Annotated in this window: 25 protein-coding genes; 22 read left to right on the forward strand and 3 right to left on the reverse strand. The window is 31.4% G+C overall.

Annotated features, from left to right (window positions below; translation table 11 throughout):
• Window positions 1–118 precede the first annotated feature (118 nt).
• The 17 genes from G6N05_RS14990 to G6N05_RS15070 all read left to right on the forward strand — a co-directional run bounded on the left by G6N05_RS14990 (window position 119) and on the right by G6N05_RS15070 (window position 13,662).
• A complete protein-coding gene (locus G6N05_RS14990) occupies window positions 119–670 on the forward strand; it encodes a hypothetical protein (protein WP_166131616.1) in 552 nt (183 codons plus the stop codon).
• Between the two features lie 279 nt (window positions 671–949).
• Entirely contained in the window at window positions 950–2,296 is a 1,347-nt protein-coding gene (locus G6N05_RS14995; RefSeq protein ID WP_166131619.1) for an autotransporter outer membrane beta-barrel domain-containing protein, read from the forward strand.
• An 18-nt stretch (window positions 2,297–2,314) separates the two neighbouring features.
• Window positions 2,315–3,376, forward strand: a complete 1,062-nt coding sequence (locus G6N05_RS15000; RefSeq protein ID WP_166131622.1) for an imelysin family protein — start codon at window positions 2,315–2,317, stop codon at window positions 3,374–3,376.
• A 79-nt stretch (window positions 3,377–3,455) separates the two neighbouring features.
• The gene (locus G6N05_RS15005) at window positions 3,456–4,847 is read left to right on the forward strand and encodes a di-heme oxidoreductase family protein (RefSeq protein WP_166131625.1); all 1,392 of its coding nucleotides are present in this window, start codon (window positions 3,456–3,458) and stop codon (window positions 4,845–4,847) included.
• Between the two features lie 65 nt (window positions 4,848–4,912).
• Window positions 4,913–5,542: a hypothetical protein gene (locus G6N05_RS15010; protein ID WP_225875186.1), complete on the forward strand. Its 630-nt coding sequence runs from the start codon at window positions 4,913–4,915 to the stop codon at window positions 5,540–5,542.
• A gap of 134 nt (window positions 5,543–5,676) precedes the next feature.
• The gene (locus G6N05_RS15015; RefSeq protein ID WP_166131628.1) at window positions 5,677–6,060 is read left to right on the forward strand and encodes a DNA-binding protein; all 384 of its coding nucleotides are present in this window, start codon (window positions 5,677–5,679) and stop codon (window positions 6,058–6,060) included.
• A 23-nt stretch (window positions 6,061–6,083) separates the two neighbouring features.
• Window positions 6,084–6,911 (forward strand): IS3 family transposase, encoded by an 828-nt coding sequence (locus tag G6N05_RS15020; RefSeq protein WP_317167493.1) that lies wholly within the window; start codon window positions 6,084–6,086, stop codon window positions 6,909–6,911.
• Window positions 6,912–7,060: 149 nt separating this feature from the next.
• On the forward strand, window positions 7,061–7,513 hold the full coding sequence (locus G6N05_RS15025) for a GNAT family N-acetyltransferase (RefSeq protein ID WP_166131631.1): 453 nt from the start codon (window positions 7,061–7,063) through the stop codon (window positions 7,511–7,513).
• A 228-nt stretch (window positions 7,514–7,741) separates the two neighbouring features.
• Window positions 7,742–9,121, forward strand: coding sequence for a serine hydrolase (locus tag G6N05_RS15030; protein ID WP_166131633.1), 1,380 nt, complete (start codon window positions 7,742–7,744; stop codon window positions 9,119–9,121).
• 161 nt (window positions 9,122–9,282) lie between these two features.
• Entirely contained in the window at window positions 9,283–9,816 is a 534-nt protein-coding gene (locus G6N05_RS15035; protein WP_166131636.1) for a hypothetical protein, read from the forward strand.
• Window positions 9,817–10,027: 211 nt separating this feature from the next.
• Window positions 10,028–10,279 (forward strand): hypothetical protein, encoded by a 252-nt coding sequence (locus tag G6N05_RS15040; protein ID WP_166131639.1) that lies wholly within the window; start codon window positions 10,028–10,030, stop codon window positions 10,277–10,279.
• Window positions 10,237–10,776, forward strand: coding sequence for a T9SS type A sorting domain-containing protein (locus G6N05_RS15045; RefSeq protein WP_166131642.1), 540 nt, complete (start codon window positions 10,237–10,239; stop codon window positions 10,774–10,776). Before G6N05_RS15040 ends, G6N05_RS15045 begins: the two co-directional genes overlap by 43 nt.
• 191 nt (window positions 10,777–10,967) lie before the next feature.
• On the forward strand, window positions 10,968–11,477 hold the full coding sequence (locus tag G6N05_RS15050; protein ID WP_205729775.1) for a hypothetical protein: 510 nt from the start codon (window positions 10,968–10,970) through the stop codon (window positions 11,475–11,477).
• 237 nt (window positions 11,478–11,714) lie between these two features.
• Window positions 11,715–11,963: a type II toxin-antitoxin system ParD family antitoxin gene (locus G6N05_RS15055; protein WP_166131645.1), complete on the forward strand. Its 249-nt coding sequence runs from the start codon at window positions 11,715–11,717 to the stop codon at window positions 11,961–11,963.
• Window positions 11,956–12,255, forward strand: a complete 300-nt coding sequence (locus tag G6N05_RS15060) for a type II toxin-antitoxin system RelE/ParE family toxin (RefSeq protein WP_166131648.1) — start codon at window positions 11,956–11,958, stop codon at window positions 12,253–12,255. The genes G6N05_RS15055 and G6N05_RS15060 overlap by 8 nt, the downstream gene beginning before the upstream one ends.
• A gap of 168 nt (window positions 12,256–12,423) precedes the next feature.
• Entirely contained in the window at window positions 12,424–12,798 is a 375-nt protein-coding gene (locus G6N05_RS15065) for a hypothetical protein (RefSeq protein WP_166131651.1), read from the forward strand.
• A 405-nt stretch (window positions 12,799–13,203) separates the two neighbouring features.
• A complete protein-coding gene (locus G6N05_RS15070; protein WP_166131654.1) occupies window positions 13,204–13,662 on the forward strand; it encodes a ferritin-like domain-containing protein in 459 nt (152 codons plus the stop codon).
• Between the two features lie 201 nt (window positions 13,663–13,863).
• On the opposite strand, the gene G6N05_RS15075 is transcribed toward G6N05_RS15070, so the two are convergent.
• Together G6N05_RS15075 and mnmD are read right to left on the reverse strand one after the other, a co-directional pair.
• The gene (locus G6N05_RS15075; RefSeq protein WP_166131657.1) at window positions 13,864–14,061 is read right to left on the reverse strand and encodes a hypothetical protein; all 198 of its coding nucleotides are present in this window, start codon (window positions 14,059–14,061) and stop codon (window positions 13,864–13,866) included.
• A 102-nt stretch (window positions 14,062–14,163) separates the two neighbouring features.
• A complete protein-coding gene (gene mnmD / locus G6N05_RS15080) occupies window positions 14,164–14,832 on the reverse strand; it encodes a tRNA (5-methylaminomethyl-2-thiouridine)(34)-methyltransferase MnmD (protein WP_166131661.1) in 669 nt (222 codons plus the stop codon).
• 185 nt (window positions 14,833–15,017) lie between these two features.
• Here mnmD and G6N05_RS15085 point away from each other — a divergent pair, with 185 nt between their 5' ends.
• The 5 genes from G6N05_RS15085 (at window position 15,018) to G6N05_RS15105 (ending at window position 20,651) form a co-directional block, all read left to right on the forward strand.
• Window positions 15,018–16,361: a DEAD/DEAH box helicase gene (locus G6N05_RS15085; RefSeq protein ID WP_166131664.1), complete on the forward strand. Its 1,344-nt coding sequence runs from the start codon at window positions 15,018–15,020 to the stop codon at window positions 16,359–16,361.
• 154 nt (window positions 16,362–16,515) lie between these two features.
• A complete protein-coding gene (locus G6N05_RS15090; protein ID WP_166131666.1) occupies window positions 16,516–18,444 on the forward strand; it encodes a BatA domain-containing protein in 1,929 nt (642 codons plus the stop codon).
• Complete coding sequence (locus G6N05_RS15095; RefSeq protein ID WP_166131669.1) at window positions 18,441–19,691, forward strand: dihydroorotase; 1,251 nt, start codon at window positions 18,441–18,443, stop codon at window positions 19,689–19,691. Before G6N05_RS15090 ends, G6N05_RS15095 begins: the two co-directional genes overlap by 4 nt.
• Window positions 19,691–20,002 carry a hypothetical protein gene (locus G6N05_RS15100; protein WP_166131672.1) on the forward strand — a complete coding sequence of 104 codons (312 nt, stop codon included), beginning with the start codon at window positions 19,691–19,693 and terminating at the stop codon, window positions 20,000–20,002. The genes G6N05_RS15095 and G6N05_RS15100 overlap by 1 nt, the downstream gene beginning before the upstream one ends.
• Before the next feature lie 7 nt (window positions 20,003–20,009).
• The gene (locus G6N05_RS15105) at window positions 20,010–20,651 is read left to right on the forward strand and encodes an alpha/beta hydrolase (RefSeq protein ID WP_166131675.1); all 642 of its coding nucleotides are present in this window, start codon (window positions 20,010–20,012) and stop codon (window positions 20,649–20,651) included.
• 65 nt (window positions 20,652–20,716) lie between these two features.
• On the opposite strand, the gene G6N05_RS15110 is transcribed toward G6N05_RS15105, so the two are convergent.
• On the reverse strand, window positions 20,717–23,181 hold a 2,465-nt coding region (locus G6N05_RS15110; RefSeq protein WP_166131678.1), incomplete at its 5' end, for a T9SS type B sorting domain-containing protein.

The raw sequence follows: 23,181 nt of genomic DNA on the forward strand, positions 1-23,181 counted from the left end.
TTTCTCGCAAGAAATTTTATCTTTAACAGAAAATAATCAGTTCCGAAGTTCGCAACCTCGCCAAGCGCCGGGACGTTAGCCGTCAGTTATACCCAACAGAAACGTAAAAAAACTTAATATGAAATTCGAAGATAATTTTACAAACTATGAAATACCAAAAATATTAATCGATTTATTTACTTTTCAAAATGAAAATAATTGTTTCAGAATGTATTCCAACGGTTTTCGATTGAGATTTGAAAACAACAACAATTTTTTTTTAGAGAAATTTAATAAAACTTTTATTACTTTTGCTACTGCAAATAGTACAGGCTCTACTTATGGATTTTGGATTACCAATAGTTCCAAAAATTTAGTTGATTTTCCAATAGTAATGTTTGGAGATGAAGGTGGAATTAATCTTATTGCAGAAAATATATTTATTTTACTTGCTAATCTTACTTTAGATTTCGAACCTGATATTGAATACTATTCAAATGCTATAAGTTTCTATACTGAAGATTATGAAAAAAGTGAATATTTAGACAAATATAAAAATTGGTTAAAACAAAATAGTATAGAATTTACTAACAAATCAATCAAAGAATTAGACCGAGAAATTAAATTATTGCAAAATAAGCATAAATTAGAATTTGAAGTTTGGAAAACAAAATATTATGACAATATATAAGTTTAAAAATAATTAACCGAACGGCTAACAGCAGCTTGGCAATATGGCGGGTTTAGGCTTAATTTGAAGTTGGTTTTGTACTTGCAAAGTCATTGTTTAACCGAAAGTTTAGGCTTCCTTAATCCGCCACATCGCCAAACTGCGAGACGTTGGTGGCAACACTAGAGCTACACAGAACGTTGAAACACGACCTTATTAAGAATAATTCAAAATAACTTAATTTTTATTTGGATTGAATATAAATAATTAATTAGTTTTGCACAAAAATTAATTAAACAAATGAAATTATTCAAATACTTCTTACTTCTTTTCTCAACAAGTATTGCCTTTTCCCAATCTACTATTGATACTTTGGCATTAAGAAAATTAAAATCGGAAATTAAACAAGAAATTCTAAAAGAAATACAAAATCAAAAGAAAGAAGTTGAAAGTACCTCAAACAAAGATTTAGACAAATTTTCTCTACATGGCTATGCAGTTGTAAATTATTACAATTATAAATATGACACTGATCCCGCATTAAAAAATAAAATAGACGCAGAACGTTTAAACATTTATCCTGAATACCAATTTAAGGATTGGATAGCGTTTCGTTCGGAAATAGAATTTGAACATGGTGGTACAGGAGCATCTGTTGATTATGATACGCAAGAAGAATTTGGTGAATTTGAACAAGAAATAGAAAAAGGAGGAAGTATAAAATTGGAACAAATTTATGCCGACTTTACAATAAAACCTTATTTCAATATCAAAGTAGGTAGAATAAAAGTTTTATTTAATCTTGCTCAAAGTCTTGATGACCCAGATGAATATTTCACAACCCATAGGCAAGAAATGGAAAACGCATTAACGCCATTAGGCTGGTATGAATCAGGTATTGGTATCTACGGTACTTTTGCTAAAAAATTTAATTACTATTTTACATTCACAAACGGATTAGATTCTTCAGGTTTTAACTCTAGTGGTTGGATTAAAAATGGGCATCAAGAACGTTTTGAAATGGTCAATGCCGAATCTTTTGCAACAATGATGAGATTGGATTATAAGTTTGGAAGACACAAACATACTTACGCAGGTTTATCAGCTTACATTGGAGATTCTTCTGCAAACAGACCTAAAGAAGATATGAAAGAAAGTGCATACGTAACAATGCTTGAAGGACATTTTACATACAATGAATTTCCATTAAGAATTTACTCAACAGGTATTTATGGAAATCTTGAAAATTCTAACATTGTATCTCAAAGAAACGCAAATTTATCAAACAATCTTGGAGTTAAGAGAACTCCTGTCGGAAAAAACGCTGTGGGTTTTACAACTGAAATTGGTTATGAAATTTTACATAATTTCTCCAACTTAAAACAGCATATGCTATATCCATTTTTAAGATATGATTATTATGATTCTATGTATGATGTTGAAGGAAGTATTGTAGATAATCCAAGATGGCAAAGAAGTTCAATAACTGGCGGAATAAATTGGTTTATTGCGAAAGAAGTAATTATAAAAGCACAATATTCAAACAGAAGACTTGGTTCGCAAAACTATGATTTAAACACTTTAGTTTACACAGGAAAAAAACAACAAGAGAATACTTTTTCTCTAGGAATTGGATTTGAATTTTAATTTAACACTCTATATATAATGAAAAAAAACATATTTATTTTAGGATTAGCATCAATACTATTAGTTAATTGTAGTGATAACGAAAGTGAATCAGTAGATACTCAAGCTTTAACAAATAAAGAAATATTAACAAATACAGCTGTTAATGTAATTACTGCAACCTACAAAGAACTTTATGATAATTCAGTTATTCTAACAACTGCTTGTCAAAATCTTACAATAGGTGATGAAACAGAATTGACTGCTGTAAAAAACGCTTGGGCTTCAACTCGTGCACCATGGGAAAAATCAGAAGGATTTTTATATGGTCCAGTAGATACTGAAGGTATTGACCCTGCAATTGACTCATGGCCAGTTGATGTAAATGCAATAAATAATATATTAAATAGTTCTCAAGCCATAACTTCTACTCTACTTGATAATGATGATGCAAGAGGTTTTCACACAATTGAATATTTTGTTTGGGGTTTGAATGGAAATAAAACAGCAAGTCAATTAACCACAAGAGAATTAGAATATTTAGTAGCTGCTACCCAAAATTTGCAAAGTAAAACACAACAACTATATAATGGTTGGTTACAAAGTCAAGGTAATTTTGCAAATAATTTCATCAACGCTGGTCAATCAGGTACAATTTATACATCGCAAAAAAATGCACTTTTAGAATTAGTAGAAGGAATTATTATTATTTCAGATGAAGTTGCAACAGGAAAAATAGAAACGCCACTAAATGGTAATAGTGGAGCTGCAAGTCCTCAAGATGAAGAATCTCGTTTCAGTAACAATTCAAAACTTGATTTCGCTAATAACATTAGAAGTATTCAAAATATATATTTAGGCGATTATGGAACTACACAAGGAAAGGGACTTTCTGATTTAGTTGCTTCAAAAAATGCAACATTAGATGCTACAATCAAAACAAAAATTAGCGATGCTATCACTTCAATTGAAGCAATACCGGGTACATTTACTGATGCAATTTTTAACAATAGAACTGCTGTTCAAAACGCTCAACAAAAAGTAGCCGAATTAAAAGTAACATTAGAATCACAATTACAACCTCTAATTTCTAATTTGTAAACTTGATTTTTATCATGTACTAACAAAAGATTATGCTTAATTTTGCGTAATCTTTTTGTTTTAATTTCACTCAAAAAAAATGAATTCATTACTAAAATATTTATCTTTTGCAGTTTTTTTAATTCTTCTATTTTCTTGCTCTAACAATGATTCAGAAGAAGTTTATGAAGATTTACCATCATTAGAAGAACGTTTACTTGCAGGTGGACAAACTACAGTTTTTTTAACTTCTAGTAATTCTTTCAGCACACCAGCTCCAAATTTGAGCGGTTCAGATTTAACAGACCATTTAGATGGTGATGTCGATTTTGAATCTGTTTTTGTAACTGCTCCAGCAACAATCAACCAAGGATTAGGAACAATTTTCAATAATTCTTCTTGTATTTCTTGTCATCCTAGAGATGGTAGACCTTCTTTTCCTGTAAACATCAATGCAAGAAGCGGTTTTTTTCTTCGTGTTAGTTTACCAGGGCAATTAACAAATGGTTCTTCAATTCCAGTTCCTGGTTTTGGAACACAAATTCAAAATCAAGCAATCTTCGGTTATCAACCCGAAGCAAAATTTCAAGTCTTTTTTTCAGATATAATTGAAGTTTTAGCAGATGGAACACAAGTAATTTTAAAAAAACCAACCTATTCATTAATTGACACTTACATTCCTTTTCCAAGTAATGGATTATTATCTCCAAGAATTGGTTCGCCAGTTTTCGGATTAGGGCTTTTAGAAGCAATTCCAGAAAATTACATATTACAAAATCAAGACATTAATGATGGTAACGGTGATGGAATTTCAGGAAAAGCAAATTATGTATTTGATGCTGTTTCAGGCACAACAAAAATTGGACGATTCGGTTGGAAAGCAAATACAGCTACAATTCTTGAACAATGTGCTGGCGCATATAATGGCGACATGGGTATTACAACCTATTTAAAGCCTATAGAAACTGGATTTGGTCAAACCAATGGTGAAGATGGCTTTGGCGATGATCCAGAATTAGCAGACTATATTTTACAACGAGTAGCTCTTTATTGTAAAACTTTAGCTGTTCCTGCACCAAGAAATATTACGGATAATGATGTGCGTCGTGGTGCAAAAATATTTGAACAGATAGAATGTGCTAAATGTCATATTCCAAAAATGCAAACGGGTTCTTACTCAATTTCTGCATTATCAAATCAAACAATTTTTCCTTATTCCGATTTTCTTTTACATGATATGGGTAATGATTTAGCGGATAACAGACCTGATTTTCTTGCTAATGGTAGCGAATGGAAAACAAGACCATTATGGGGAATCGGTTTAACCAACGTTGTAAATAACCACACTAATTTTCTTCATGATGGAAGAGCTAAAAATATAACAGAGGCAATTCTTTGGCATGGTGGTGAAGCATTAAACTCAAAAAACAAGTTTAAACAATTATCAACAAAAGAACGAAATGATTTATTAAAATTTATAAATTCATTATAATCAGTCAAATACTATTTTAGCTGTTTTTGAGTTATAAAATATATAATCATTAAAATTTTACTTTTATGGCATCAACATCTGAAACAGGTCACGCAAAAAATGTAGCAAACTTTCAAGATTTAATTGAATTCGTTACAGGGTATGGAGCAACCTATAACCCATCAAAAAACAGTTTAAAACTACCACAACTTATTGCATTAAAAGCATCAGCCGAAGGCAATTTAGCAGATGTAATTTCAAAAAACACAAATTACAACAACAAAGTAAATGAACGCATAACCGCTTTCAGCGGTTTAAAGTCATTTTCTACTCGTTTAGTCAATGCTTTGCAAACTACCGATGCAACACCCGAAACAATCGGCAACGCTAAAACGTTTAACCGCAAAATGCAAGGTAAAAAAGCATCATCAACGCAAACACCAACCGACCCAAACACACCAGCACCAACAACAATTTCAACAAGTCAGCAATCGTATGACCAATTAATTCAGCATTTAGTAGGATTAAACTCAGTTTTAGAAGCAGAAACAAGCTACACACCAAACGAAACCGATTTGCAAGTAGCAACAATACAAGCTAAAATTGCCGACTTATCAGCAAAGAATACAGCCGTTGCAACAGCATATACAAGCATCAGCAATTCAAGAAATGGCGAGGCTCGGGATTTATCAGAAATTGGAAAGGTCTTTAATTAAAAGTTTTAGTATATTTGTGAAGGCTTGGTCTTGGTTCATCGCCACTTCATGAAGCCGCGGAACGTTAGCGGTAATTGTAAAAAATGCCTCGTCCTAAAATAGGTTGACTAAAAATTAAACACTTTTAGCAATCTATGGAAATACCAAGAAAACAACCCTGTCGAAAAAAAGAGTATCAAAAAGTCAGTTTCGAACTCAAACTTTCTATCATTGACCAAATCAATAATGGACTAATATCTGCTAACTTTGCTTCTAAGAAGTATAATATCTCTCGAGGCACTATTGCTTACTGGAGAGAAAAACTAAGCAATTATAAAAGTCACAACAAGAATATGAGTAAAGACGAAGAAATCAGACGCTTAAAGGCTAAAATAGAAGATTTAGAAGGTGTTAAAGAACTACAACAAGACATTATCGTCGAGTTTGAAAAAGTTACGGGACAAGAGCTCTCAAAAAAGTTGCTGCCCGAGTCTTTAGCCTTAGAAATAGCCAAAAAGAAGAAAAAACTTTCAAAGTAAAGTGGATTCATCAAGCGCTCGGGATTACTAAACAGGCATATTATCAACAACTTAAATCCGATATTCAGAGAGAAAAACAAAAACAATTGGTTTTAAAGTTGGTCTTAGATGTTCGTAAACGAATGCCTAAAACAGGCACTCGTAAGCTCTATCATTACATTCAGCTCCAACTTCAAAAAAACAACATCAAAATGGGTAGAGATGCCTTATTTGACTTGCTCAGAAGTTATGGATTACTGGTCAAAAAAACCAAACGATATTTTATTACAACTGATTCAAAACACTTTTTTTACAAATCCCCTAACCTACTCAAAGACTTGAGTATAGAACATAGCGAACAGGTATTCGTAGCAGACATAACCTATATCAAAACAGATGAAGGACACGCCTATTTGGCACTAGTGACTGATGCTTATTCCAGAAAAATAATGGGATACAAATTAGATAACAATATGAAAGTTTCACTCGTCAAACAGGCTTTAGATATGGCCTATAAAAACTGTATTTTTAAACACAAAAATATCATTCATCACAGTGATAGAGGTATACAATACTGTTGTCCTGATTACTCCGAATTTGCTCAGAAAAAAGGCTTTATATTAAGTACAACACAGCAATACGATCCTTACCAAAACGCTATAGCTGAACGAATAAACGGAATTTTAAAATATGAGTTCGGACTCAAAGAAACAATCAAATCAACAGAAATAGCTAACAAAATGATAGCACAAGCCATTGAAATTTACAATATCGAAAGAATTCATTGGTCATTAAATTTAAAAACACCGCAAAATGTACACGCACAATACAACAAACAACCCTATAAATCCTATGCAAAAGCTGTTGCGTAGTCCCGAAGCTTCGGGATGTTGGTAAGTTTTTTAAAACCCGAAGGGAATTTTTTAAAAAAACTTATCAATGTTCCGATTACAATTACCTATTTTTGAATGAATAATTAACCTAAAAAAAGGTCAACCTATTTCAGGACATGACAAAAAAAATGGCGGAAATAACTAAATCAAATATAGAAGACGACGAAATTTTAACTGAGATTACCAAAAAGTCAAAAGCTTATTGGGGTTATTCCGACGAGCAAATGGAAAGTTGGTCTGATTTATTGACAATTACCAAAAACTACATTGAAACTAATAATGTTTACAAATTATTAGTCGACAATTTACCCATTGGATATTATTCATACATTTATTTAAGTGAAAAAGAAGTAAAACTCGACAATTTATTTGTTTTGCCGGATTATATCGGAAGTGGTTTTGGAAAACTTCTTATGAATGATTTTCTAAACAGAGTTAAAAATTCTGACAGAAAGAAAATAACATTAGATTCCGAACCAAACGCAGAAAAGTTTTATGAATATTTTGGATTCATTAAAGTTGGTCAAATTGAAACCGCAATTAAGGATAGATATTTACCAATTATGGAATTGAAAATTTAAAAGAAACACAAGAACAACTACCGCTAACAGTGGTTTTGCGAAATTTGGGCTTTAAGGCTAAATTTAATGTCGGTTTTGTATTTGTAAACTTAATCTTAAATTTATACTTTTGGGTAAACTAATCCCCAAACTTCGCAAAGCCACGGGACGTTAGCCGTCAGTTTCGAGCGACAGAAACCTGAAAGAAACCTGTAACATTTTTAACAAGCTGGAGTCTATTAAAGTAAAATGAAAAAAATAATTTTTATTATATCAATTCTAAATTTTTCAATGTCATTCGGACAATCAAAAAAAACACAGAATTTAGATTCGTTGATGCTATCAGCAAATGAAATTGGAATTTTTAATGGAAATATAATTATTTCTCAAAATGGGAAAATTATTTATCAAAAGGAACTCGGATTTACAGATTATACTAAAAGTAAAAAAATAAATCGAGAAACTACAATGCCAATTGGTTCTATAACCAAAGAATTTAATAGCACTGGAATTTTATTTTTGGCAGAAAAAGGAAAACTAAATTTAGAAGATAAAATTTCCGATTATTTGACTAATTTACCGAATTGGGCAACCAAAATTCAAATCAAACATCTACTTCAATATACAAGCGGTTTGCCAAGAATATTCAAAAATACAAATTCGGAATACTTAGCGGAATTGAATAAAGTAGAAAAATTAGAATTTGAACCTGGAACTGGATATATTTATAGTAATGCAAACATTTTTCTTCAAGAGGAAATCATTAAAAAAATAACGAATCTTTCTTATGAAGAATTCTTGAAAAACAAGTTCTTCAAGAAACTAAAAATTAGTGGCGGAAAAATACCAAAAGATTCCATATTAACTTCAAATATGGCTGGTTCATTTGACAATGACTTTAAAGAAACAACTTTTATTCACGGTGGAGGAGAAATGTATTTTTCAATAACTGATTTATATAATTGGGTAAATAATTTGCACAATAAGAAAATAGTAAATAAAAACTCTTTAACCATTCTTGGGAAAAGTTTTGACAAAAATTCTGAATCCAGTTTAGGAAATACAATTACTGAAAATAATGAAATTACAGAACATTCTCATCAAGGTTCTGGCAATAATTATGAATCAAACATTTATTACGAATCAAAAAACAGAACAATTATTGTATTAATAACCAACAATCAAAATTTCAAACTTGGTTCAATTACAGAATCAATATTGAATATTTTAGCCGAAAAACCTTTTACAATTCCCAAAAAATCAATTTATCTGGATATTAGAGGCAAATTGTTAGACAATTTCCAAAATGGGATTTCATTTTATGAGCAAATTAAATCAACTCAAAAAGAAAAATATGATTTTTCAAACGAAATTTCAGATTTAATAAATACTGGAAAATACTTAATGAGAAGAAATCGATTTGAAGACGCAATCAAAATTTTTGAGTTAAGCACAACAATTGATTTAAAAAACGTCAACGGAATTTCAAATGCATATTCATTTATTGGAGAATGTTACGAAAAAATGCAAAAGTCAGATTTGGCAATTATAAACTTAAAAAAAGCATTAGAATTTGACACAAAAAATAAAAATGCAGAAGAAATGTTGAAAAGAATTGAAAATAAATAAAAAACCGAACGGCTAACAGGCGTTTGGCAAGATTGCGAATTTTGCAGTAAATTCACGTTTATTTCTCGCAAGATATTTTATCTTTGATTGAAAATAATCGGTTCCGAACTTAGCAACCTCGCCAAGCGCCGGAACGTTATGCACAACCTTATATAGAATCCATGAATAGATTTTTTTTCTACCTAATCGCATTGCTTTTTTTGAATTGCAATGACAAACAATCTGAAACTGCTCAAAAATCTCCAAAACTTTCCACAGACAATTTCACTTATATAATATTTGGACAATTTTCCAACGACAATAGCAGTCGATTTAAACAATTATACAAAATCAAACATGATAGTATTTGGATTTATTTTAAAGGAGGACAATATTTTGACTATACTAATAACAGTTGGGTTATAAACGAAAAACTAAATGTCCGCAACGAATTAGTAACTAATATCGATTTAAAGAGAGTGTTACCGCTTATTAAATCTTTGCCTAAAACCATGTTTCAATATAAAAATACAATATTTGGAAACCCAAAGACTCTTTCTGTCCAAGGGATGTATATTGAAATTGGAAATGAAAGAGAAAAGCGTGTCTGGAAAATAAATGAAAGTGACAAAAATATTCCATCTCAAATAAACAGACTAGACGATAAATTGATCCGAGCTATTTCTATTTTAGATGATGATGAAGTAAAAGACTAAACAATAAAGGCTGTGCATAACAGCGGTTTGCCACAATGGCTTAATTCTGTGATTCTTTAGAAAATACGCTGATAACTCAAAGTTTGGTTTATATTTGTGATTGTTCGGTGATGGGAACGCCACTGAGGCAAGCCACCGGACGTTATGCGTCAGTTTGGCGGAATGAACGCAAAATAGAAATTAAAAACACAACTCAATAATTAAATAAAACATGAAAAAACAATTACTTTCAATTTTTGCAATATCAGTTTTAAATACTGTCTCAAATGCTCAATGCCAACCCGCAGGAGATTGTATTCAATCCTCTATTAATACTTTTGAACTACAAGCCGTAACTTCTACACTCACTAACGATCCAGGAGTTTGTCATAATCAGTCTTCAAATCCGTTAGGAACACATGAAATAGGCTCAATAATTAGTTGGTCTGTAACATTAGAAATAACAGTTATCCTAGTGGAATAGGTATATGGATTGATTTAAATAATGATAACGAGTTTTCGTCTTCAGAATTTGTGGCTGCTAGTTCACCCAGTTATTTTCCAAACGGAAGTTTTATAATGCCAAGTGGAGTTATTGGTGGTTTAAGATTGCGTGTAAGAAGTTTGCCCGGTGGAGTTCCTATCGCAACTCAAGCCTGTACATATGTTACTGAACAAGGAAATTATTATGCAGAAACAGAGGATTATTATATATTTTTGTCACCATCCTTAAATACACCAACATTTAATGAATTAGTCTATAAAATTTTTCCAAACCCGTCAAACTCAACTTTCACTATTGAAATTGACAAAAATGCATTAATTGAAGTTTATGATTTAGTAGGAAAACAAATTGTAAAAAAAAATATTATTACAGGAACAAATACTTTAGATATATCTTCATATGAAAATGGGGTTTATTTTGCAAAAATCACTAATACAGAAAATCAAACTCAAACGGTTAAATTAATTAAAGAATAAAACCGAACGGCTAACAGCGGTTTTAAGAAATTGGGGTTTTTGGGCTTAATTTAAAGTTTGTTTTGTACTTTTAAACTTTGGTGTTTAATCGAAAGTTTTGGGTAAACAAATCCCCAACTTCTTAAAGCCACGGGACGTTAGCAGCAACCTCGCCAAAATTGTGAAGAATGTAACAACTAAAAAACTTAATAGTGTCAAAAAAATATATTTTCCTTTTACTTTTTTCAAGCATAATAGCTATAGGACAAAACACAACTGATTCTGACTCCAATATTCTTACTCATATCTGTAGAAAAGGGGTTTTTGAAATAAAATACAATAAAGAACATTGGCAGAAGAGCAATGACATATCAAAATGGGATGTTGAATTTCACGATACGCATAATTTAGTTGATGCATATTTTATTGAATATGATTATTTTGTAAGTAAAAAAAATCTTAAATCAACTATAAAAGAGCAATATAAAGAACTTGGTAAAATAAAGAATCTGAAAATATATGATAAGAAGATTAACGAAATGAATGTTAATTATTTTGAATGTGAATTAGAATTTAATAATTCGACATATATATTTCAAGGCTTCTTATATAATGGAAAAGGTGGAACAATGGAAATTCAATTCGGAGTACAAGAAGAAGCTTTAAAACAATATCAAGCGTATATTGATGAATTTTGTGGTGGAATAAAAATGATAAAATAAAGCCAGCTGCTAACAACGGTTTGGCAGAATAGCTAAATCCATCTTTAACAACACCTTCGATTTTCCGCTGGAAAATCTTATATTAGCAAGAAATAATCGTTCTACGAAGCCGCTACTGCGCCAAGCGCCGGAACGTTAACTGTAATTTTTGCTCAGAATTGACGAATTCAATAATTTATAGATTTTATTCTTTGATAATTACCAAATTTTGGTAACTTTGTTGAAAACAAATTTATTATGGGACGAAATACATCTGTTTCTCTTGGAAACTATTTTGAAAACTTTGTCGACAACAGAGTATCGGAAGGAAGATTTAAAAATGCTAGTGAAGTTATTAGAGCTGGATTGAGGTTACTAGAAGAAGAGGAAAGCAAAATTATTGCTCTAAAAATAGCAATAACAGAAGGGATTGAAAGTGGAATAGCAACAGAATTTGATCCGATGAAACACCTTGAATCGTTAAAAGTCAAAAAGAAAAATGGCTAAATTTAATTTAACAAACAAAGCTGTTGAGGATTTATCAAAGATTTGGGATTACACATACGAAATATGGTCTGAAAATCAAGCTGATAAATATTATTTTGAGCTTCTTAAAGACTGTCAAGTATTGGCTGAAAATCGAAACTTGGGTAAAAACTATGTAGAGATTAATAATGACATATTTGGTTATAATTCGGGGCAACATTTAATATTATTCACAATTATCAACCAGAACGAAATAGAAATAATAAGATTTTTGCATTCTAGAATGGATTTGAAAAACAGAATTCAAGAATAAAACTACAGTTAACAGCGGTTTGCTAAAATAGCGGATTTTGTAGTAAATTCACGTTTACATTTCGCAAGAAATTTATAATTAAACAGAAAATAATCAGTTCCGAAGTTCGCAACTGCGCCAAGTCCCAAAACGTTAGCAGTAATAGTAAAAAATCAAAACGTAAAATATATGGCATTCGATTGGGCATTATTTTTAAGTGATGAATTTCATCAAACATTTCAAAAAGAATTGAGTAAACAATTATTTGAAAAAGGAAGTATTGGAACTGGATTCAAAAATTTTGAAGAACTTGACTTTCAAATCATTATTGGAATGCAAGATTCGGAAATTAGACAAGTTGATAATAAAATGTTTGCGAAAATAGATTTTATAACTCCTGGTTCTTTCTCTATTCCTGTTGAAATATATTGGACAACTGAAGATTCTTCAAATCTTTCTGAAATTCACAAAAATGATATTTCAAAAATGAATATCGAAATTAATTGGGGCGAAAATTTCCCTTGTGATGAAATATTACCATGGATGATGGTTGATCCTGAATGAGTAAATAAAACTTCTACTGCTAACCACGGTTTTGCACAATAACTACAATTCTATAAACCACTCACCTATTTTGATTCACCAATTCGTATTTTGTTCTCAATTACAATGGATAGTCTTGAATTAACAAAAACAGAACATAAAAACCAAAATCAAAAAGCTGTTTAAGACTAACCTCCATTTAATATTTTATATAAAATAATCCCGTTTTGAAGTATTAAAACGGGATTATTGTTTCTAATCTTGCTATCATTCTCTTAGCTTATAAAATCTTTATTAAATTTTAATTTATTTAAGATAAAGTATGAATGCAGTAACTATTTACAATAATTATATAAAACTTTAATTAACTGATATCTATAATTTTACATTATTATAATAGTTACTAATTTAAAACAATATATTAAAATGAAAAATGAGAAAACAATTGATGTGCTGAATTCGCTAATTACTATCAATAACGACAGAATTGAAGGATATAAAACAGCATCGGAAGAGACTTTAGAAAACGACTTAAAATCATTATTTGCAGGGTTTATTTCAACCAGCGAAAAATGCAAAAGTGAACTAGTTGCAGAAGTAAACAAGCTAGGTGGCGAAGTAGCTGACGGAACTAAGATTTCTGGGAAATTCTTTCGTGTATGGATGGATGTGAAGGCCGCTCTTACTGGTAAAGACAGAAAAGCAATTCTAAACTCTTGCAAATTTGGGGAAGAGGAAGCAAAAGAAACCTATAAATCTGCTCTTGAAGAAAATTTAGAGTATTTAACTTCTGAACATCAAAACATGATTAGCGCTCAGAAAGAATTATTGAAAGCAGATCGTAAACATATAAAAGCTTTAAGAGCTGAATTTGCAGATTCATAACATAATACTTTATACATATGAACACTATTTTTAGAGGATTAATTGCAGGTTACGGAGCAAAAAAATTAGGTGGTGGTTGTATAGGAACCATAATAGTTTTTATAATTATCTGGTACCTTTTAGGACGATTTTGATATTGTTTTAAAAAAAGAGAGCAAAAAAAATCCCGTTTTAATAAATCAAAACGGGATTTTTCTTTTTTTAGTTTTCTATGTAAATTATGCACTGCCTTAATTCTGGTTTTTCTTCGGTGTAACTAAGCAACCATTCTCTTAGTTCATCTAATTCAAAAGGCAATAAAACCCTTGTTGCTTTTTCAAGCTCCTTACAAAATAGTACTACATCAAAACTTACACGTTCTAAAATAGATTTGGTATACATTAAAATTTGTCTCCCCATTATTATACTTTTTTAAGTTGAACAATTGTTAACTCATTATTGTAAATTTACTAATTAAAACAATACAAAATCTTTTTTAAACTTAAATTTTTAGTTAAAGTTTTACCAATTTTTCAAAGCTCTTAACATTTCTCGCTTTCCAGGCGCTCCAGGTAATTTAAAAGTTTGAAAACCAGCATGTTGCATCGCATTTTTTATAGACGTTCTACAAGCGTAAGTCGTTAATATCCCTCTATTTTTTAACGATTTGTACATAATTTCGAAAATCACTTCGTTCCATAATTCCGGTTGAACGGTAAACCCAAAAGCATCAAAATAAATTAAATCGAAGGTGTTTTCATCGGATATATCTGCAAATGATAGTTTTCTTTTCGTCAATTTGAAATCTGAATTTATCTGAATTTCTTCTTCCCAATTTGCAGTATGCATTTTCTCAAAATCAGCTTTTTTATCTAATGCTTCTAATTGTGCTACATAATTCAACTGAGCAATTTCATCCAAAGCGATTGGGTACGCTTCTACTCCAACATAATTGATTTTCAAATTACGCTTTTCTGCTTCTAACATCGTAATTAAAGCATTCAAACCCGTTCCAAAACCAATTTCTAAAATGGAAATTTCGGAACTATCTTCAAATAAATCTAATCCGTTTTTAATAAATACGTGTTTCGCTTCTTGTATCGCACCAAATTTAGAATGGTAGGTTTCATCTAATTCTGGAATATATATAGACGACGAGCCGTCTTGCGTGATGATTATTTCGTGTTTCATTCTTATTAAGAGCCAAGTAAAAAGTAAAAAGGCAAAAGTACGTTTTCGAAAATAAAATTCAACTACATTTTTAGCAACAAATTTCATCTTGAAACCTCAAACTTGAAACTACAAAAACCAACTAACCACCTAAAAGGTTGCTTCACAAGGTCTCAATGACTATCTTTGCATAAATTTTCATACAAATGGTTACATTCGAACAACTTAATCTTCCAATTTCGCTTAAAAAAGCTATAGACGATTTAGGTTTTATTACTCCAACTCCAATTCAAGCAAAAGCTTTCCCAATCGTCATGTCTGGTAGAGATGTCATGGGAATTGCACAAACAGGAACGGGTAAAACGTTTGCCTATTTGTTACCCATTTTAAAACAATGGAAATTTGTACATACTGATATTCCGAGAGTGCTAATTTTAGTACCAACTCGTGAATTAGTAGTTCAAGTACACGAAGAAATTGAAAAACTAACCAAATACATGAGTGTTCGTTCGCTTGCCGTTTATGGTGGTGTGAATATAAATACACAAAAAAAAGACATTTATTCAGGTATTGATATCGTGGTGGGAACACCTGGTAGAATCATGGATTTGGCTTTAGATAATGTATTGCGTTTTGACGATTTACAGAAATTAGTCATTGATGAATTTGATGAAATCTTAAATTTAGGATTTAGAGTTCAGTTGACTTCTATCTTATCAATGATGCGTTCGAAAAGACAAAACATTTTGTTTTCGGCAACGATGACAGAAGAAGTTGACGATTTATTAGATGAATTTTTCGAATTTCCAGAAGAAGTTTCTTTAGCTCCAAGTGGAACGCCGCTTGAGCAAATTGAACAACGTGCTTATGTAGTACCGAACTTTTTAACGAAAGTCAACTTACTGAAACATTTATTAGCAGATGAATCTTATAGCAGAATATTATTGTTTGTAAACAGTAAAAGAATGGCCGATTTCTTATTAGAACATTTAGAGGAAGATTTCCCAGGTCAGTTTGGAACGGTGCACTCGAATAAAACGCAGAATTACCGTTTGAACATGATGGAAAATTTCCAAAATGGTGAAATTAGAGGTTTAGTAACTACAGATATTATGGCGCGTGGATTGGATATTACCGATATTACGCACGTAATCAACATGCAGTTTCCAGAAATTCCAGAACAATATATGCACAGAATTGGTCGTACCGGTCGTGCCGATAAAGAAGGAATTGCTATCAGTTTTATTGGTCCGAAAGAAGACGAATTCCAATTGGAAGTGGAAATGTTAATGCAAACAGAAATTAAAATTCACGAAATTCCAGCAGGCGTAAAAATTGAACAACAACGTTTAGAATTCGAAAAAGATCAGAAGAAAGTAAAAACATTATTGAAACGTGTTAAAAAAACAGGTGGAGATGCTTTTGAGAAAAAATCGGAGAAAAACAGTAAGGTAAATTTAGGTGGTCCAGGAAAAAGAACACCAAGAAAAACCGCTTCTCGAAATAGAGGAATTGAAAGAAAACGTGACGAAAAGAAAAAGAAAAAATAATTGCTCTTGTCATGCTGAACTTGTTTCAGCATCTAAATAGGCTCTGAAACAAGTTCAGTATGACAAATATTCAATTAAATTATAAAAGCATTAAAAGTAAAAACTAATTGCACCAAGTAGGTATTTTTAGTATTTTTGAAAAACTTTAATAAACATGCAATTCAAAAACCCAGAAATTCTATATTTTTTATTTCTATTGATTATACCAATTTTGGTACACCTTTTTCAATTGAGACGATTTAAGAAACAAGAATTCACCAATGTTAAATTGCTGAAAGAACTCGAAATTCAAACCCGAAAAAGTTCTACAATTAAGAAATGGCTATTATTAGCCACACGTTTATTATTACTTGCTGCTTTAATTTTAGCCTTCGCACAACCTTTTTTCAAAGCCAAAGATTTTGACAAAAAAAATAACGAATTGATTTTAGTTGTCGATAATTCCTTTTCGATGCAAGCCAAAGGAAATAGTGGTGAATTATTAAAAAGAACGATTCAAGATTTACTTGAAAATACGCCTGAAGACCAACAATTATCAGTTCTTACGAATGACGAAAACTTTTACGATACAAATATTCGCAACATTCAAAAAGAATTACAAAATTTAAACTACTCTTCTACTCCATTTAATCCTGCTGCGATTATTACACGAATTGAAGCTAAAAAACCTGGCGTTCCGAAAGACATTTTATTCATTTCTGATGCTGTTGGCTTAAAAGACGAATTGAAAACCAATTTAAGCGAAGCGTCTTCTTTATATTATCAAACCGTTGAAGCAAACGAAACCAACAATATTGCGATTGAAAACGTACAAATTAGTCAGGTTTTAGATCAATTTTACGAATTGAAAATCAGCATTAAATCGTACGGAGATTTTGAAAACGATGTGCCAATTTCTATGTATAATGGCAAAAAATTAGTTGGAAAAGCTTTAATTTCTAAAGAAAAACCTCAAAAAGAGATTTTATTCACCATTCCGAAAACGGATTTTCACGGTTATGTTACGATTCAAGATAACAGTTTAAGTTACGATAATTCGTTTTATTTCAGCATTTCGAAACCTCAAAAATCAAATGTAATTGCGGTTGGAAACGTAGAAAAAAACAAATTTTTATCTCGAATTTATAATGCGGAAGAATTCAATTATACTTCTACAGAGTTAAATACCTTAAATTATAATGCAATCGAAAATGCAGATGCAATAATTTTAAACGAATTACCTAATATTCCAAATGCTTTATCGGTCACGTTGAAAAATTATTACAGCAAAGGTGGAAACATTATTTTCATTCCAGATGTGAATAGTTCAGTGGAAAGTTATAATTCATTTTTGAGAAATTTCAGCAACAATTCTTTATCTGAAAAAGCCATAAAAGAGAAACAAATTACACAAATCAGTTTCAATCATCCTATATATACTAACGTTTTCGAGAAGAAAGTCAGCAATTTTCAATATCCGAAAACAAACGCTACTTTTACCATAAACGGAAGTAATTTACCAGTTTTACAATACGAAGACAAAAGCGTTTTCTTAGGAAATATCACGAATAAATTAGGGAATTTGTTTTTCTTTTCGACGTCGATTAACAAGGAAAATTCGAACTTTCAAAACTCGCCATTAATTGTTCCAACGTTTTATAATATGGGACAAAACAACAACAAAACAGGTTTAAATGCCTTTACAATTGGCAATAACAACTATACAATTATCAACGAAACGATTGCAAAAGATAATGTTTTAAGTGTGACAAACACCGAAAACAGTTTCATTCCAATGCAACAAATTTTGAACAATAAAATCAAGCTAACTTTCGGAAATTACCCAGAAAATTCAGGAAATTACGAAGTTTTAAAAGATAAAGAATCGCTTAAAAACATCAGTTTCAATTATCCAAGAAACGAAAGTGATTTGTCGCAAATTAACTCCGATTATTTTGATTCTTGTACCAAAGTCAATTCGGTTTCTACCTTTTATTCTGACATTCATTCTTCGAGAACGAGCAATGAAGTTTGGAAATATTTTATCATCGCAACACTACTGTTTTTATTACTTGAACTACTAATCCAAAAATTTGTAAAATGAACCTTTTACTAAAAAACGCAACGATACTTGAAAATCAAAACCCATTTCATAAACAACAAGTTGATATTGAAATTACAGACGGAATTATTTCTAAAATAGGAAAAAATCTAACTGTAAAAGACGGTTTTGAAGTCATTGAAAAAGACAATTTACACGTTTCACAAGGTTGGTTAGATACTTCAGTAGTTTTTGGCGAACCAGGTTTTGAAACCACAGAAACAATTGAAAACGGACTAAAAGTAGCTGGAAAAAGTGGTTTTACTTCTGTTTTCTTACATTCGAACACAAATCCAGCGATTGACAATCAAGCGATACTTCAATTTGTAAAAAGTAAAGCGAAAAATAGTGTTTCCAACTTGCACATTGTAGGTTGCTTAACCAAAAATAGCGAAGGAACAGATTTGGCTGAACTTTTCGATATGAAAAATGCTGGTGTTGTAGCTTTTGGAGATTATAAAAAATCGATGACCAATGCGAATTTATTGAAAATCGCGTTTCAATATGTTGACAACTTTGATGGGATTTTGTTTGTACAACCTATGAATAAAGACATCAAAGGAAAAGGTTTTGTGAACGAAGGTATAGTTTCTACAAAATTAGGATTGAAAGGAATTCCAGCCATGGCGGAAGAAATGGAAATTGAAAGAAACATCGCATTATTAGAATATACCAATGGAAAATTACACATTCCAACAATTACTACGAAAAACTCTGTAGATTTAATTGCAAAAGCCCAAGCGAAAGGCTTACAAATTACGTGTGGTGTTTCGGTGAACAACTTAGTTTTAACAGATGAAGAATTGGTAGATTTCAATTCGAATACGAAAATCTATCCACCACTTCGTACAGAAACAGACAGAAAAGCCTTGATTGAAGGTGTTTTAAGCAATGTGATTTCGGTAATTACTTCTGACCATTGTCCTGTTAATATCGAACAAAAACAATTAGAATACGATTTAGCCGATTATGGTTCGATTGGTTTAGAAAGTGCTTTTGGTGCTTTGCAAACGGTTTTACCAACGGAAGTAATTGTGGAGAAATTCACAGCTCAAAAATCGTATTTCAACATAGAAAATTCAACAATTTCAGAAGGAAATAAAGCGGATATCACACTTTTTAATCCAAATGAAGAATGGGTTTTCGGTAAAGAAAACATACTTTCTTTTTCTAAAAATTCAATTATGATGGGTAAGAAACTGAAAGGAAAAGTATACGGAATTATTACAAACAATAAAATTGAAATCTAATGGAAGAACATAAAGTAAATGCGATGATTAGCCATTTTACAATCATCGGCACAATTGTAGCGTTAATGATGAATACCGAAAAAAAGAACCAATTTGTTAGTTTTTACACGCGCCAAACTTTAGGTTTATTTTTGTGTTTTCACTTAGGCGGATATTTTATTGGATATTTTGATAGTTGGTTTGCATCAACAGCTTATTGGGTATTTTTCCTAGTTCTTTGGATTATCAGTTTTGCTGGATTAATGAATAATGAAATGAAATTGGTTCCTGTTTTAGGAGAACAATTTCAAAAATGGTTTAAAAATTTATAAAAAAAATATGAGTCTAGAATATATAGTAAAAGCTCCTACAGAAATTAAAGAAAAAAACGGCGCTTTAATTTTGCTTCACGGTTATGGAAGCAATGAAGAAGATTTATTTTCTTTTGCGCCACAATTACCAGAAGATGTTTATGTCATTTCAGTTCGTGCGCCTTACGATTTACAACCTTTCGGATATGCTTGGTATGAAATTACGTTTGATGCGGATGAAAATAAATTTTCAAACAACGAACAAGCCAAAGAATCATTACAAGTAATTGCTAATTTTATAGATGAAATTTCAGAAAAATTACCTTTAGATAAATCTAACATTTCCTTAATTGGTTTTAGTCAAGGTGCGATTTTAAGTTACGGAATGGCGTTTACTTATCCTGAAAAAATTAATAAAGTTGTCGCATTAAGTGGTTATTTGAATGAACAAATTTTACCAGAAAGCTATGATGTAAATACTATCAAACATATTGATTTTTTTGCTTCTCATGGTTCTCAAGATCAAGTTATTCCAGTTGAATGGGCAAGAAAAACGCAACCTTATTTAGAAAAATTAGGTTTGCAAGTTGAATATAAAGAATATCCTGTTGGACACGGAGTAGCTCCACAAAACTTTTGGGATTTTAAAAATTGGTTAGAAAAGATTTAATTTTTTTTTAATATAAAAAAATGGCTCCGAAATTCGGAGCCATTTTTGTTTTTATGATTTTCTACTTATCGTTTTAATGAGAAGTGAGATTTGAATTGTTTTTGTTGTTTGTTTTCTGTGAAATCAAGGGTAAACCAATAATCTGTAGAAGGCAATTGTGCTCCATTATAAGTTCCATCCCATCCTTTACTTTCATCAGTTACACTAATTTGTTTGATTAATTTTCCATATCTATCAAAAATGTATAGTTTCGCATCTGCTTGATTTAAACCTATAATATTCCAAGTATCGTGAATACCATCTCCGTTTGGAGTGAAATATTTAGGATAATCAATTACTATTACTTCTATTGATAAATTTGTACAACCTTCTAAATCTGAAACTAAAACAGTATGCGTTCCAGCTTCAACTCCTGTAAACACATTAGATTCTTGCCAAGCACCATCATCTAAAGCATAAATTAAACTACCAGTTCCGATAGGATTTACAGTAATTGTAATTGTAGGGTTATCTGTAAATGCTTCTGTTACTGTAGCAGTAAATGCAGTTGCTGGGAATACTTCAATAACATCAGCGGAAGCATCATCATAACAATTCGTAATAGAATTTGTTACAATTACTTGATAATTTCCTTCTACCATAGCTAGATATGTAGAAGCATTTGCTCCTGCAATTGGTTCATAAGTATTAGTTGTTGTATCAAGCAAGAACCAATCGTATGTAAAACTAGGATCAGATAATTGTGTATCTAATAAATAACCTTGATAAGTTAATCCTGTAGTAGCATTCACACAAATATATCCGTCTGTTAATACTGGTTTTGGTAATGGATTTACTAAAACTGTAATATCTGTAAAACCTCCACCACATTCTCCTAAAATAGAAGTTATTCTATAAGTAACAAAACCTTGAACGTTTGAACTATTAACTAATATATCATTTATTGAAATCGGTGCTAATCCAATTCCGTTTGTATATCCAGTTACGTTATCTGAAGCAACAACTTGCCATTGTAATTGAGTATTTGGAATAAGTAAATTTTCCGATACGTTTATGTTTGTTGTTTCTCCACTACAAATTGCAGGTTGTGGCAATCCGATTGGGTTTCCTGGGATTGGATTCACAATAATCACATCAGATAAAACTGGAGTTCCTGAACATCCGTTTCTAATTGGAGTAATTTGAAATTGAATTTGCCCTTGTTGCATTGGATTAGCGGTTGTTAACTGTAAGTCTATTGCGCCAGTGGTAGTACCACTATTTACTCCACTTGTAATTATTACCCCATTATTACTATAAACTGTCCAATTGTAAGTTAATCCACTTGGTTCTCCTGTAACATCCATATGAAGCGTTTCACCTGAACAAAGTACTTTATCGTCTTGAGTAATTGTTTTAATTCTTGGTTTAGGATTTACCAATATAGTAATTGAAATTGGATCTCCTGTACAACCATTAGAAGTAGGTACAATTATCATTGAGATTGAACCAGTAGTAGACATTGGATCTATTAACTGAACCAATTGACTATTTATATTTGTTTGATCACCACTTGTTGGGAATCCTGACAAATCATTATTAGAAGCAACCCAAGTATATGTTGATCCTGGAGGTGTATTAAAATCTAAGAAATTTCCATTACACATTGGATTTGTAACTGTGTAAGTTAATACTGGTTTTGGAATAATAGTTACTGTTGTCGTAACAAAATAACTTGAACATCCTCCATTAGCAGGTACAAGATAACGAACTGTATATGTTCCTGCTGTACTAGTAGATGGTGAAATTTCTCCAGTTACAGCATTAATCACAAGACCTGATGGTATAGCACTAAAACTTCCTCCAGTATATGGTCCAGTACCAACTAGTGTTACATTTGTATTAGCCGCATCATAACAATAACTAGTTGCTCCATAGCTAATATTAGCAGTAGGTAATTCACTTACTGTAATAGTTCCTGTAGCATTAACTACTCCACATCCTCCAGTTAATGGAATCGTGTAATTGAATGTTCCAGTTGCTGTTGGTGAACCACTAATTGTTATTGTGTTAGCTGCCCAAATTGCTGTTACCCCTGCTGGTAATCCAGTTGCTGCTCCAATTCCTGTAGCTCCTGTTGTAGTGTGAGTAATAGCTGTTAACGCTGTATTCACACATAAAGTAGGACTAGAAGAAGCCGCTGTTACTGTGTTATTTGGTGTAACTGTAATAGTTCCTGTAGCATTAAACAATCCACATCCTCCAGTTAATGGAATCGTGTAATTGAATGTTCCAGTTGCTGTTGGTGAACCACTAATTGTTATTGTGTTAGCTGCCCAACTTGCTGTTACCCCTGCTGGTAATCCAGTTGCTGCTCCAATTCCTGTACCTCCTGTTGTAGTATGAGTAATAGCTGTTAACGCTGTATTCACACACAAAGTAGGTGCAGTTGAAGCTGCAGTTACGGTGTTATTTGGTGTAACTGTGATAGTACCTGTAGTAGTAGCAGGTGGACAACCTCCTGTAGTAGTTACTGTATAATTAAATGTAC

The organism is Flavobacterium bernardetii, assembly GCF_011305415.1.
Taxonomy (GTDB): Bacteria; Bacteroidota; Bacteroidia; order Flavobacteriales; family Flavobacteriaceae; genus Flavobacterium; species Flavobacterium bernardetii.